6 protein-coding genes and 2 pseudogenes are annotated in these 14331 nt (G+C 66.2%); 2 read left to right on the top strand and 6 right to left on the bottom strand.

What is annotated here, in order from left to right; all coding sequences use genetic code 11:
- Positions 1–259: 259 nt before the first annotated feature.
- Positions 260–1516 carry a Spy/CpxP family protein refolding chaperone gene (locus ACQ86E_RS12365; protein WP_431206458.1) on the top strand — a complete coding sequence of 419 codons (1257 nt, stop codon included), beginning with the start codon at positions 260–262 and terminating at the stop codon, positions 1514–1516.
- A gap of 282 nt (positions 1517–1798) precedes the next feature.
- Here the strand turns inward: ACQ86E_RS12365 and ACQ86E_RS12360 are convergent, their stop codons facing one another.
- Together ACQ86E_RS12360 and ACQ86E_RS12355 are read right to left on the bottom strand one after the other, a co-directional pair.
- On the bottom strand, positions 1799–4246 hold the full coding sequence (locus ACQ86E_RS12360; RefSeq protein ID WP_431205615.1) for an adenylate/guanylate cyclase domain-containing protein: 2448 nt from the start codon (positions 4244–4246) through the stop codon (positions 1799–1801).
- Positions 4247–4492: 246 nt separating this feature from the next.
- Positions 4493–6576, bottom strand: a pseudogene (locus tag ACQ86E_RS12355) (AsmA family protein).
- A gap of 262 nt (positions 6577–6838) precedes the next feature.
- Here ACQ86E_RS12355 and ACQ86E_RS12350 point away from each other — a divergent pair.
- Positions 6839–7513 (top strand): Crp/Fnr family transcriptional regulator, encoded by a 675-nt coding sequence (locus ACQ86E_RS12350; RefSeq protein WP_431205614.1) that lies wholly within the window; start codon positions 6839–6841, stop codon positions 7511–7513.
- Positions 7514–7635: 122 nt separating this feature from the next.
- Here ACQ86E_RS12350 and ACQ86E_RS12345 read toward each other — a convergent pair.
- The 4 genes and pseudogenes from ACQ86E_RS12345 to ACQ86E_RS12330 all read right to left on the bottom strand — a co-directional run bounded on the left by ACQ86E_RS12345 (position 7636) and on the right by ACQ86E_RS12330 (position 14230).
- Positions 7636–10801 (bottom strand): annotated as a pseudogene (locus tag ACQ86E_RS12345) (efflux RND transporter permease subunit).
- The gene (locus ACQ86E_RS12340) at positions 10801–11730 is read right to left on the bottom strand and encodes an efflux RND transporter periplasmic adaptor subunit (protein WP_431205613.1); all 930 of its coding nucleotides are present in this window, start codon (positions 11728–11730) and stop codon (positions 10801–10803) included. The pseudogene ACQ86E_RS12345 and the gene ACQ86E_RS12340 overlap by 1 nt, the downstream one beginning before the upstream one ends.
- A gap of 159 nt (positions 11731–11889) precedes the next feature.
- Entirely contained in the window at positions 11890–12558 is a 669-nt protein-coding gene (locus tag ACQ86E_RS12335; RefSeq protein WP_431205612.1) for an OmpA family protein, read from the bottom strand.
- 145 nt (positions 12559–12703) lie between these two features.
- Complete coding sequence (locus ACQ86E_RS12330) at positions 12704–14230, bottom strand: caspase family protein (RefSeq protein ID WP_431205611.1); 1527 nt, start codon at positions 14228–14230, stop codon at positions 12704–12706.
- Positions 14231–14331 lie beyond the last annotated feature (101 nt).

Below are 14331 nucleotides of genomic sequence, written 5' to 3'. Positions count from 1 at the left end.
CATCCACGTTCTTCGTGGGGCGGATCAAGGCGTGGATGGCCGGGACATGCCCGGCCATGACGTCGCTGAGAGAGCCAGCCCTCTCTATGCGATTGCCCTGTCGCTGGCGGAAAACGAGCCTCCATCGATGGCTCCTCTTGCGACGCTTTGACCGCCGCCCGCCCGGAACCTTTGGTTCCGCTCCGCGTCTCATTCCTGCGACGCGATGCGCGTGGAGGGCCAGGACGTGGTCAACTCTTTGCTCAGCTCGAACTCACGCATGCGACTGGCGCTGGCGGCGGCGGCCCTCGCGAGTCTGGCTTTGCTGCTGCCGACGACAGCCGAGGCGCAGTTCGGGATCCGCGGCGGTCCGCTCGGCGTCGCACGGTTCGCCGTCGGCCACGTCCTCAGCATGTCGCGCCTGCACCATTCCCGCATGGCGGTGCGGAGCGGACGATACCGCGCCGCCGCGTTGCGGTCGCAAGATCCCCGCGGTGCCGGGCGCGGCCAACTCTCCAATCCCACCATTCTGCGCGCCGCGCTCACGGCGCAGGCCGCTTTGTCCGGCTGGCATGGTGGGCGGCGTTCGCAGGGCTGGTGGCGTCATCCTGACGGAAGCTACGGATGGGTCGGCCCGGTGTTCTGGCCGTTCGCGCATGACGATCTCACCAATGCGATCATCCTTGGCGATGCGACCAGCCTCTCGCTCTATGGCTACGGCGACATCTATGCCGCGATCTTCGCGCCCTATGCGGCGAGGGAGCTCGCCGCCTACACCGCACCGCCAGCCAGGCGCGGGCGAAGGGTACCGACGCTGGACGCCGTTTGCGATGCCAGCGACAGCGGCGGCCTGCCGGTCGACCGCATCGCTGCCGCCGTGCAGCCGAACGAAGTGCAGCGCACCGCGCTCGACGATCTCGCCGCCGCGTGGCTGGCTGCGCGCGACACCATCCGCACCACCTGCCCGGCGCAGCCGCCGGCCAACGCCGCAGAACGCCTCGGCCTGATGCAGACGCGCGTGGAGGCCATGATCAAGGCCACCGACGCGCTCGCGCCGCCGCTCGCCAAATTCGAAGCTCTCCTCGACGACGGCCAGAAAGCAAAGCTCGAGTCCCTCTCCCATGAGCGCCGCGCCGCACTCGCGGCAATCCAGCGCAAGGACGCGCAAGCCGCCAGAGCCTGCGAGCCCGATCATGATCCCCGCTTTGACGTGCAGGCCCAGCGTCAATACGAGCAACTCGTGCAGCAGCAATGGCCGGCCGCCGAGATCGCCTCCACGCTTGGGCTCGACGAGGTGGCCCGCGCGCGGCTCGACGTGCTCCAGGACACCACGCTGCGCACCATGCAGACGCTCAGCGCCTGCCCGACCAAACCCGCCGCGACCCCGCAGGCCCGTCTCGCAACGGTGAAGGCGCGGCTGGAGACGATGCAGCAAGCGGTGAAAGGAGTCGCCGACGCACTCGACGATTTCGAGGCCGATCTGAGCGACGAGCAGAAGGCGGGGTTCGAGACGATCGGGCCGAAGCGGGGGGCGTGAAGGCACGCGGACGCAAACGAACCAACGCCTGACGACCAGAAGTCCGGCGCAGTCGCCCGATGTTGCCATTATGCCGGTGTTTTGCCCGACGCGTCAACGTAAAATTCGCTAAATCCGCATTGGCGGCGAAAATACGCCGTGCCGCCAGTCCCTTGGCTACTGTGCATGGGGTTGTTTTCGACTTTCATGTTCGAAGGTATCTGTTTCGCGAGTCGGTCGGCTGGTCGCGAACATCAGTTGTCAAGGATTCCTTGACCGCTGATCTTGGTGATGGAAGCGCGCTCAGCCTCTCCGCCGCGCCGCCGCCGCGTCCACCACGTTCTCCACTTCCTCGCGCCAGTTCAGAATCTCCATCGCCAGCACGGGATGATTGAACCCCTTGAGCTGGAGATCGTCGAGCGGCTGCGCTTCGACCCATTCCTCCACGATGCCGTAGACGCGGCGGCTGACCACGATCTGGTTGGGCTTGGCCTCGCCGCAGAGGCGGGAGGCGAGGTTGGTGACACTGCCGATCGCGGCATATTCCAGCCGCTGCTCGAAGCCGACCTGGCCGAGCGTGGCATAGCCGAGCGCGATGCCGATGCCGAACCCCAGGCTGTGGCCGCGGTTGCGCCAGCGCTCGGTCAGCGGGCCGATCGTGTCGCGCATCTCCACCGCCATCTTCACGGCGCGCTTGGTGTGGTCCTCGAACTGGATCGGCGCGTTGAACAGGATCATCACGCCGTCGCCGGCATATTTGTCGAGCGTGCCCTCGTATTTGAAGATCAGCGTGCCGAGCGCGGCGTGATATTCGCGCAGCACGTTCATCGCCTCTTCCGGCTCGGTCGCCTCGGTGAAGGCGGTGAAGCCGCGCAGGTCGCAGAACACCACGGTCACTTCGCGGCGCTGGCTGGTGAGCAGCCCCTCGGGGCTGTCGGACGAGGCGATCAGCTGCGCCACCTGCGGCGCCAGGAAGCGCTCGAGCTTGCGGATGCGCTCGATCTCGCCGAGCTGGGTCTCGACACGCTCCTCCAGCGACTTGTTCCAGTCCTTGAGCTGCTCGGTCTGTTGCTTGAGCTTGTCGGCCTGGGCGCGAACGGTCTCGTTCGCAGCCGCGAGCTCGCGGCCCTTGGCATCGACCTCGGTGAACAGCCGCGCGTTGCGCATCGCCAGCACGGCCTGGTTGGCAAAGGTGCGCATCAGGCCGATGATGCTGGCGGCGAATTCACCACTGGCGCGGCGCAGCACGACGAGCGAGCCGAGCGTGCCCTGCTGGTCCACCAGCGGCACCACCAGCACCGAATGGAAGCCGGCCTCGACCGCGACGTCGCGCAGCGGCTGCTCGGCGGCCTGGTCGAGATCGGCCAGCGCGATCGGCTCACAGCTATCGGCGGCCTCGCTGAGGATGTTGTCGCCTTCCTCGATCGTGACATGCGCGCCATCGGCCGATTTGTCGATGCCGCCAGCCTCGACTAGGTTGAAGCGTCGCGTCGCGGCATCATAGCCGTAGATCAGCACCGCATCGGCATGGGTGATCTCGATCGCGCGCGCGGCGATGGTCGGCAGCACGGCGTTGAGATCGAGCGAGGAGGCAACGGCGCGGCCGACCTCTTCCAGCACCTTCAGCTCGTTGATCGACTGGGCGAGATCGCGGGTGCGCTCGTCGACCTTGGTTTCGAGATTTGAATAAGTTTCCTGGATCTGGCCGGCCATGCGGTTGAACTGGCCGGCGAGGTCTTCCAGCTCGTCGGAGGTGTGGACGTCGATGCGGTGGCTGAAATCGCCCTCGCCGAGCTTGTGCGCGCCGTCGCGCAGCGCAGTGATCGGGATGATCATGCGGCGCGCAAGCAGCGTGCCGGCGAGGATCGCGACCATCAGGCCCATCCCGATCAAAAGCGCGATACGCACCAGCTGGTCGCGGATCGGCATCAGCGCCTGCGTGGTCGGCTGCTCGAACATCACGTTCCAGCCGAGCTTCGGCACGGTGCTGGCCGCGCTCATCACCGAATGGCCGTTGAAATCGGTGCCCGACGTGTCCGGCGCGCGCCCGGGCGCGATCGCGGCCGCCACCTGCGGCAGCTTCGACAGATCCTTGCCGACATCGGGCCCCTTCGACGACGTCGCCAGCACGCGGCCGCGCGGATCGACCACATAGGCGAAGGCGGCCTTGCCGACCTGGGCGTCGGACAGGAAGTCGGAGAGGAAGCCGAGGTCGATCTCGGCCACGGTGACGCCGGCATTGAAGCCGGAATGCGCCACCGAGATCGACATCATCGGCGTCCGGTCGGCGAACCAGGCCGGCGCATAGCTGACGCCGCGGGCGACGGTGTCGGTGAAGCGCATGTCGCGGGAGAGGTCGGCATTGCCGCCGGTCGTGGTCGACTGGCGCGAGACGCGCAGCACCTCGCGTCCCTCGCCGTTGAGTTGGAACAGCTGGTTGACGACCGAGACCTGGTGCAGCAGCGCGGCGTAGTCGGCGCGGCGTTTCTCCAGCGTGTCCTGGCTCGCCCGCGTCACCCAGCTGATCTGCCGCTCGAGCTCGGAGATCGACTGCTCGATCCGCCTTGCGGCTCCTTGCGCCTTGTCCTCGAGCCCGTCGGTCAGCTGGGTCTTGGTGGCGCGATAGGAGATCCAGGTCTCCATCGCGCCGTTGACGGCGAGCACGAACACGACGAGGCCGACGAGGGAGACGACGTATTTGGCGAACAGGCCCTCGCGCAGAAACCGTGTCTTGTCTTTCGCTCCCGCCATCGGATCCTCTCGCACCGTCCTCGACGCCGGCGCTACGGGCCGTACGGGCCCGGCTGCCCTTCTACCATAATTTGCGCCGATGGACCGTCCCGGACCGGCGGACCGGCCGGCGTGGTTACCCGTTATGGACGCCGGCGGAGGCCGAAATGGTGGTGAATTGTCGCAGCCTCATCCGTTCGGATGAAGCGGCGGCCGGGGAAGCCGATGTAAGGGACTGGCGTGGAGTCCAGCAATTTGGTCCGCCAATCATCGATTGTTAAAGAGCTGCCGCAGCACGTCGTTCATCGGCTGGCTGTCCTGCTGCGCCACCGCCGGGTCATCCTGGGCCGGGGGGCGGGAGAGGCCTGCGGCACCGGGTTGGTCGGCGTTGCCGGCAGGCTTCGGCTGCGGCTGGTGCCCGTCGCGGTGCCGGCGTTGGCGCCCGTGCCGCTGGAAAGCCCTTGCTGGATCAGGTTTCCGATCGCTTCGCCCAAGGGACCGCCGAGCAGATTGTTCTGTCCCGGCTGCTGGGTCTGCGGATTGGCATTGCCGGGAGCGGCACTGCTGCCACCCGGCGCGGCGGTCGCCCCGCCGAGGCCGAGATTACCGAGGCTGCCCAGAATATTGCCGAGTCCGGCGCCGTCGGGACCGAACAAGCCCTTGCCCATCTCGCGCAGCTTGGCGTAGGCGGCGTCCGGATTGTCCAGCATGCCGGCCATGTCAGGGTAGATCCGCGGCTGCGACCAAGCGCCGGTGATCATCACGGGGATGCCGAAGCCGACCGGCTCAGAGGCGCGGCCCTGGCCTTCGGTCGTCATCACCAGCTTGGGCTCGACACGAAAACCCATCATCTTGGTGTCGAGCGCGATGGTGCCGGCGCCGGTGACGCGCACCAGCGGTCCGATCAGATTGAGATCGGTCGTCACCGCCTGGCCCTTGTCGATCCGGAAGGACGCCGAGAGCTGCGACAGATCGGTGCTCTGTTCCTGGTTGCTGTTTTGGTTGTCCTGCCAGCCGGACAGCGTGCCCGACGTCAGCGAGCGGATCATCTGCGCGACGTTGATGCCCCGGATGGCGCCGTCCTGGAAATTGACGAAAGCCGTGCCCTGCATGTTCGCCATGAGCGCGCGCTGGCTTGGGCCGGCGCTGCGCAGCGCGAGCTTGGCCTGCAGCTTGCCGTCGATGCGGTCGAATTCGGCGAGGCCCTGGAGCAGCGGCAGCGCGCGCACGCCGACGAGATCGGAATGCATGGCAAAGCTCGGTGCGCCGGTGGTCGCGTCCAGGATCACTTCGCCCGAAACCTGGCCGCCATAGGCGCCGAGATTGGCGGTGCCCGCCTTCAGCACGCCGCCGGCGAGCTTCGCATCGAGCGCGAGCGGCGCGAAGCGCGCATCGCCGATCACGGCCTCGTTCGCGGAGATCCTGATTTGCGCGTCGACATAGTTGAGCCCGGACACGTCGATCGGCGCATTGCTCCAGGGTTGTCCCGACGCGCCGTCGGGCGTTTTCGCCAGCGGAATCGCCAGACGCTGGAAATCGAGATCGACCTTGACCAGCGGCTTGCTCGCGATGTCCACCGAGGCCCAGCCGTTGAAGGCGCCGTCGCCGAGCCGGCCGTTGACGCCGTTGATCATCACGACGTCGCCGTTCAGCCGCATCTCGGCATGACCGGTGAGCTGGGACTTCAGCACGTCGGGCATGTCGATGGCAAAATCCACGGGAACGGTCGGCCGGTCGATCGGCGGCGCGGGCGTCGTCGCCTTGATGTCGAACTTGGTCGGGTGCTCGCCGACGCGCGCGGTGCCGGTGATGTTGATCTTGCGGTCGCGGCCAACGATCGCGTCGGCATTGATGGCGCTGATGCGGCCCTCGACGCGATCGCGCACGCGTGCGAACGCGACCTCGCCGTCATTGACCTTGACGCGATCGATTCTCACGCCGTCGGCGCCGAGCGCGAGCGGCTTCGACGAGGCGCCGGCATTCGGCAGGCGCTCGCGCAGCAGCGGCTGGTAGAGCATGGGATGGGTGACGACGAGCTCGCTGATCTCAGGACGGCCCGACCACACGCTCGAGAGCGACATGTCGGCCTGTACGCGATCGACCGTGAGGCGCGTGATACCGCTGCGGTCCTTCGGGTCCTGCAGCGTGAGGTCGTTCAGCGTGACGTTCAGCGTCGGCCACAGGCTGATTTTGGTGCTGCCGTCGATCGACAGGCGATAGCCGGTCGCGCTCTCGACCCGCGACGCAATCGTCGAGGTCAGGAAGCCCGAGGGGATTCCGACCACCAGCAGGATTGCGATCACGATGATGACGGCGGCCACAGCCGCGCCGGCGAATTTCACTGCTCTCATGTCGACTTTCCAACGACGGACGAGCGGCATCGAATCCGGCAAAGTACCGTCCTTTGCATCCGTCCTTTGCGCCTGAGTTTATCCCCGGACGGGAAGCGGCTCCAAGCACGTAAAAATAGTCCGGGGGAGCTGCAAAGTTATGTGACTTATGACACACTTCCCCGGCGCGGTTTTACGCGATCCTGCTCTCGATGGTTCCAAGCGATTTGCCAAGGAGATTGGCCAGGTTCACTGGCCAAGGAAAGTTCACAAGGAAGTTGAAATGAGCAAGCAGGCCGAATTTGCGGTCATCCTGAAAATGAACGCGATGTTTGCGGATCTCGGCACTGACGAGCTCCAGCGGTTATCCAATCTCTGCCACACCCAGCATCTGGGTAACGGCGAGGTGCTGTTTCAGAAGGGCGATCCGGGCGACGCGCTGTTCGGCGTGCGCCGTGGCCAGGTCCGCATCGAGACCGGGGCCTCAGACGGCAGCCGGCTGACGCTGAATTTCATGGGCCCGGGGGATCTGTTCGGCGAGGTTGCGGTGCTGGACGGCCAGAGCCGCACCGCGGACGCGACCGCGGGCGAGGTCAGCGAATTGTTCGTGCTGCGGCGCGAAGATTTCCTTGCCTTCCTCGAGCGTGAGCCGAAGGTCGCGATCAAGATCATCGCACTGCTCTGCCAGCGCATCCGCTGGCAGAGCGAGCGCATGGAAGAATCCATGCTGCAGCCGCTGCCGGTGCGGCTGGCCCGGCGGCTCTGCGCGCTCGCGGCCGATTTCGGCTCCGAGGTGCACATCTCGCAGGAGCAACTCGGCGTGTTCGTCGGCGCCGCCCGCGAGAGCGTCAACCGCCAGCTTCAGGCTTGGCGCAAGGAAGCGATCCTCGATCTCCAGCGCGGCCGCATCCTGCTGCGGAACATGACCAAACTCACCGCGATCGCGCGGAACGAATAGGGTAGCAGCCGCGCTGCTTCCGCACGTATTGCAAAGCCAGCAACTTTGATGGCACGGGGCGACGGCATGCGGTCGCCCCGTCATCGTTGCCGAATCGACGGGTACCGTCTCGCTTCCGATTCTTACTCCGCCGCCGGATGCACGATGCTCTTCGGCGCTGGTAGCGCTCCCGCGGGCGCCGCGCCGACGGGCGGGGCCGCGTGGTGATCGCCGGTCTCGGCGTCCTCGCTGTGCACGACCAGGCGCTTGCCGAAGCGCCAGATCAGGGCGCCGAGGTCGTCCATCACCATGAACATCGCGGGCACGAACACCAGCGACAGGATGGTCGAGAAGATCAGGCCGCCGATCACCGCGAGGGCCATCGGCGAGCGGAACTCGCCGCCGGCGCCGACCGCGAGGGCGCTCGGCATCATGCCGGCGGCCATCGCAATCGTGGTCATCACGATCGGGCGGGCGCGCTTCATGCCGGCGTCGATCATCGCCTCGTCGCGCGGCTTGCCGGCGTGGATCGCTTCGATGGCGAACTCCACCAGCATGATCGCGTTCTTGGTGACGATGCCCATCAGCATCAGGATGCCGATCCAGACCGGCGTGGTGAGCTGCTTGCCGGTGACGAGCAGGGCCGCGATCGCGCCGCCGATCGAGAGCGGCAGCGAGAACAGGATGGTGATCGGCTGCAGGAAGGTGCCGAACAGCAGCACAAGCACCGCATAGACCATCATCAAGCCCGCCGTGATCGCGGTTGCGAAACCACTCGACAACTCGGCCAGGCTCTCGGCGTCACCCGAGGGATTCACCTTCACGCCCGGGGGCAGGCTCTTCTTCACCGGCAGATCGTCGATCATCTTCGTGGCATCGCCGAGCGCGGCGGAGCCGACGAGGTCGGCGGCGACGGTGGCCTGTCGCTCACGGTCGTAGCGGTTGATGCTGGTCGGACCCTGGTCGAGCTTGACATCGGCGATCACCGAGAGCGGCACGCCACCCTTCTCGCCGCGCTCGCCGAGCGGTACGCGCAGCTGTTCGAGCGTCTTGAGATTGCCACGCGCGGCATCCTCGAGCCTGCACGCGGATCGGCACCAGGCGGTCGCCGACATCGAACTTGGCGAGCGCGGGGCCGACGTCGCCGATGGTCGCGACGCGGATCGTCTGTGACAGACTCTCGGTCGAGACGCCGAGCCGCGCGGCGAGATCGGCGCGCGGCTCGACGCGCAGCTCCGGGCGCTCCAGCGAGGTTTCCGAGATCACATTGGAGATGATCGGAATCCGCTTCATCTGCGTCGCAAGTTCGCTCGCGACGTTGTTGACGATGTTGGCGTCGGCGCCGGTGACCACGAGAGCGATCGCGCGCAGCCCGTTTTCGTCGAGGAACCAGAAGCGGATGTCGGGAACGTTCTCCAGCTCCTTGCTGATCGAGAATTCGAGCTCGCGCTGGGTGATGTCCCGGTCGGCCTTGGGCACGTAGTTGATGATCAGGGCGGCGCGCCGGACTTCCTGGGTCCCCGGTGGAACGCGCCCGCCGTCGACGAAGATGCTCTTGACCTCGGGCCGCTTGCGCAGACGCGCGACGATGTCCTCGGTGACCTTTTCGGTATAAGCGAGCTGGGTGCCCGGCGGCAGTTCGAGGGCAAGCAGCGAGCGCGCGCTGTCCTGCGCCGGCAGGAAGCCCTGCGGCAGCAGCGTGATGCTCCAGATCGAGGCGGCGAAAACACCGAAGCCGATCAGCACCGTGATGAAGTAGTGTTTCACCGACCAGGCCACGATCCTGTGATAGGACCGCAACACGCGGCCGGGCGGCGGCTCCTCATGCGTATGGTGCTTGAGGAAGTAGGCGGCCAGCACCGGCGTGACGAAGCGCGCCGCGAGCAACGAGAAGAACACCTGCACCGACACGGTGATGCCGAACTGCTTGAAGAATTGTCCGGCGATGCCGGACATGAAGCTCGCGGGCGCGAAGATCGCGATGATGGTCAGCGAGATCGCGATGACGGCGAGGCCGATCTCGTCGGCGGCCTCGAGCGCGGCACGGTAGGGCGATTTGCCCATATTCATGTGCCGGACGATGTTCTCGATCTCGACGATGGCGTCGTCGACGAGGATACCCGTCGACAGCGTGATGGCGAGGAAGCTGACGAGGTTGAGCGAGAAGCCGAGGATGTCCATCGCCCAGAAGGCCGGGAAGATCGACAGCGGCAGCGAAATCGCGGCGATGATGGTGGCGCGCAAATCGCGCAGAAACAGCAGCACGATGACGACGGCGAGGATGGCGCCTTCGAACAGGGTCGAGATAGCCGCCTCGTAATTGCCCTTGGTGTATTCGACCGATGTGTCGATCACCTTGAGGTCGACGTCGGGATAGGCGGCCTTCAGTGCGGCGACGCGCTTCTCGACGGCCTCGGCGACCTTCACGTCGCTGGCGCCCTTGGAGCGCTTGATGCCCAGCGCGACGATCGGCTCGCCGTTGAAGCGGGCGAAGGTGCGGCGGTCGGCGATGGTGTCGGTGACGGTGCCGAGATCGTCGATCCGGACCTCGCCGCCGCCGAACAGCGGGATCATGGTGCCGGCGAGGTCGCTCAGCGTCTTGGCGCCGGCCAGCGTGCGGATCGCCTGGTCGTTCTTGCCGATCTCTGCGCGGCCGCCGGCGACGTCGACATTGGTGCCGCGCAGGCTCTGGCTGACGTTGACGGCGGTCAGCCCCATCGCCTGCAGGCGGTCGGGATCGAGCGAGACCAGGATCTCGCGCTCGACGCCGCCGATGCGCTCGACCTGGGCGACGCCGCGGACGCCCTGCAGCGCGCGCTTGACCACGTCGTCGACGAAATAGGAGAGCTGTTCCGGCGTCTTGCCGGGCGAGATCGCGGCATAGGTGACGATCGGCAGGCCGATGACGTCGACACGCTGGATCAGGGGCTCGGTGACGTTCTGCGGCAGGTTGGAGCGCACCCGCGTCACCGCGTCCTTGACGTCGTTGAGCGCGCGGTCGGTGTTGGTCTCCAGCGCGAACTGGATGGTGGTGACCGACAGGCCGTCGGTGATCTGCGAGGTGATGTGCCTGACGCCCTCGACGCCGGAGACCGCGTCTTCAACCGTCTTGGTGACCTGGGATTCGAGCTCGGCGGGCGCCGCGCCGAACTGCGACACCGCGACCGAGATCACGGGAATGTCGGCCGAGGGCAGCCGCGTCACCGCGAGCTTGGTGAAGGACACCCAGCCGAGGATCAGGAGGATGATGGAAAAGACGACCGACGGCAGCGGATTACGGATCGACCATGCCGAGATATTGAGAGCCATCAGCGTACCCGCGTGCGATCGAGTTCATCGGCGAACATGGTCTTGATCTGGTCGCCGTCATGGAGCGAAGAGCCGGCGTCGGCCACGACGATGTCGCCGACGGCGAGCCCTTCCAGAATTTCCGTTGCGCTGTCGGACGAGAGTCCGACCCGCACCTTGCGCGTCTCGATCGTGTTGCCCTTGACGACCTGCACCATGAGATGGTCGATCGCGGTCTTGGGAACCGCGACGCCGCAGCTTCGCTTGGCGTCGATGGAGGCGCGGGCAAACGTGCCTATCTTCAGCGATGGATTGTTGGTGACGCTGATGCGGACGCGGCCGAGCTGCGTGGCGCGGTCGATCTCCGGCGCAACCAGCCGGACCCGTCCGATCAGGTCAGGCGCGTCGTCGCGGCTGATGCGCACGGTCGCGCCGGGACTGAGCTTGGGCATGTGCACGGCGGGGACCTGGGCGTCGAGCTCGATCTCGTTGTTGACGGCGATACGGAACATCGGGCCGGCCTGCGGCGAGGCGGGCGCGCCCACGATGGTGCGAACTTCGGTGATGAGCCCCGGCGCAGGTGCCTTCAGTGAGACCGGGCCTTGCGGACCAGGCCGCTGCGGCTGGCCCGGGATCTGCGGCGGCGCCGTCAGGCGCGCCAGTTCCTGATTGTCGGTGACCATGGCGCCCTCTGTGACGAAGAGGTCGGTGACCCTGGAGCCTTCCTGGTCGGCGACGACCACGGCCTCGCGGCGCGGCACGAAAAAGCCGGTGACCCGCACCAGGTCGGAGAAGCAGGCATTGGTCGATTTCGTCACGATGACGAGCGCCTCGCCCGGCGTTTCCTTCGCCTCGGGGCGATGCCGATGCTCGAACAGATAATAGCCGACGCCGAGCGCAACGACGAACACTACGGTTCCGGCAGGCTTGAGATATTCGGAGACGTTCATCGCCGGATTGTCCTGGCCTGGCTCACGGCCATCCGCACGAGGCCTGCTGAGAGTGTTTCCCTGAAATGAAGCGGCGTCCCGCAAGGCTGCGGGACGCGCTCTGGCAGCAAGACTTTACACCACATCACGACTTGTCACTTCGATAGGATTGGGTCGTGCTTACTTCGATGCGGTGGTCTTGTTTTCCATGTTGACGACCTGCACGCGGCGATTGACCTCCGCCATCGGCTGGCTCGGGTCCTTCAGCTTGCTCTTGCCGTAGCCGACGGTGACCAGATCGGTCGCCGAGATGCTGTACTTGTCGACGAGGTAGCGCTTGATTGAATCCGCGCGGCGCTCGGACAAGTCCTGATTGTAGCCCTCGCCGCCGGCGGCGTCGGTGTGGCCGGCAACCACGAAGGTCGAGCCCTTCAGGTCGGGGCTGGTCAGCGCGCGGCCGAGCGCCTGCACCGAAGCCAGCGACTTGGCGCTGATATTGGCCGAGTTGTAGTCGAAGGTGATTTCGAGATCGATGTTCGGCTTGTCCTTGGCGGCCGAGGCGATCTCCTCGCGCTCGGTCGACGACAGCGAGCGCGTCGAACGGCCGCGCACGGACTGGATCAGCTTGGTCTCAACCGCGCTCGGCGCGGGATCGGCCTGCGGGGCAATCGAGAGGCCGCGGGTCAGCGGCTTCTTCGGCGGCGGCGCCAGCGCGCGGACGATCTCGTCCTCGGTGACGTTCTTGCTGTTGCCGTCGCCGGCGAATGCGGGAGAGGCCGGCAGCGACAGCGCGGCGCCGATGGCCATGATGGACAGGATTGCGGTAAGTCCTCTAGCAGCCGATCTCATTGCCAGTCCCTCCTGCGCAGCCGACCTGCGCGGTTCTAAAATTCCTGCAATAGGCCCCCCGAAAAGGCCGCCTGCGGCATCCGATTGTTAGTCTTCGCAGGGTCGCCGAGGGTTCGAGGCGTCGTCCGCCTCAATTCAAAAAATACTAACGTACTCCGTAGCTTGCAAATTCCTGAACGATGTTCGGGTCCATCGCCTTGGCATTGGCGATGTCGAGTGCGCCTTCCTGGGCCGAGCCGTTGCGCTGCTTGGCGATTCCTCGTCCGAACAGCGAGGAAGTCAGGCGCGGGTTGATCTTCAAAGCCGCATCGAAATCGGCAATGGCGTTCTTGACCGCGCCCGATTTCAGATTGACGAGCCCTCGGCTGTCCAGCGCATCGACGAAATTCGGTCGCAGCCGCAGGGCCTCGTTGCAATCCTTCAGGGCGCCCTGGAGGTCGCCGATCACGGTGCGGGTCCAGCAGCGGTTGTTGAGTGCCTCGACGTCCTTCGCGTTGATGCGGAGCGTGTCGTCGAAATCCTTGATGGCGAGGCTGTAGGCGCCCTTGCTGGCATAGACCTGGCCGCGCCGGTATAGCGCGTTCACGTCGTCCGGGTTGGCCGCGATCTTGGCTGTCAGGCCCTTGATGGTCGGGTCTTCCGACAGCGCTGCCGCGGTCGGCCCGCTATCCATGCTCGGAGCCGGGGCGGTCTCGGCCGGTTTCACCGGCGGTGGCGACGGGGGCAGGGCGGCCTCGATCTGCGGTTTCGGCGCCGGTGCCGGTGCGGGAGGAGGGATAGGCGCCGGTGCAGCCACCGTATCGGCCGGCTTCGGCGGAGGAGGCGGTGATGGCGGCGCGGGCGGTGCCGGAGGCGGGTTGTTGGCGACGACCGGCGGCGGGGGAGGCGGCTGCGTTGTCGCCGGTGGGCGCGATCCGCCGGCTCCCGGAATGAACGAGAAGTCTTCGGCGAGCGAGGAGGATATCCACGGCACTTGCTCGCCGCGGGAAGCGCGGGTGACGCCCATCTTGGTGCGGTTCAGCGTCTCCTCCGCCATCAGATCGGGGACGCGGATTTCCTTCAGAAGCTCCTGGACGAACAGGCTGTGGTCGCCGCCGGCGTCGGATACCACCGAAGCCAGCGCCGCCGAGTACATCACCAGCGTGCCATTAGGCGCGATCACCGGGGTCAGGCCGGCCGAGAAGCTGCGGAACCGGCGCTCGAACGGGTTGCGCCTGGAGGCGTCGATCAGCGCGATCTTGACGCCGGCGCCGCGGGTGTTGAGTTCGCCGAGCACGGTTTCGAGGCTGATGCCGTCGCGGCGCACGTCGGATTCGGTCCAGATCTGCGCATCGACCGGCAACATGTAGCTCTGGCGCGCCGACTGGATGCCGAAGCCGCTGAAGAACACCAGCGCCACCGAGCCCGGCTTGATCTTGCCGTAGAGCTTGTCGAAGGCGCGGCGCATGCCGTCGCCGGTCAGGTTTTCGCCGGTCTCGACGGAGAAGCCGTCGCGCTTGAGCTCGTCGGCGACGTCGCGGGCATCGTTGAGCGGTTCCTTCAGCGGGGCATCCGCATCAGGATATTTCGCATTGCCGATCACCAGCGCAAAACGGTCGCTGGCGGCCAGCGACGGCGCAGTCGGAACGAGCGAAACCAGCAAGGGCAGAAGAAAAAGGAAGCGAATTTTCATAATGAGCGCGGTCCAGCCAAAAAGGCGCCGTTACCAGCTTGCGCCGCGGCGACCTTAACTTACGCAATGTGCATTATCAAACCGGGGAAGTGGGGCGTCAA

The organism is Bradyrhizobium betae, from assembly GCF_050632175.1.
Taxonomy (GTDB): Bacteria; Pseudomonadota; Alphaproteobacteria; order Rhizobiales; family Xanthobacteraceae; genus Bradyrhizobium; species Bradyrhizobium betae_B.
Note: the sequence above shows the minus strand (reverse complement) of the source record. Positions and strands in the feature narration are given on the sequence as shown.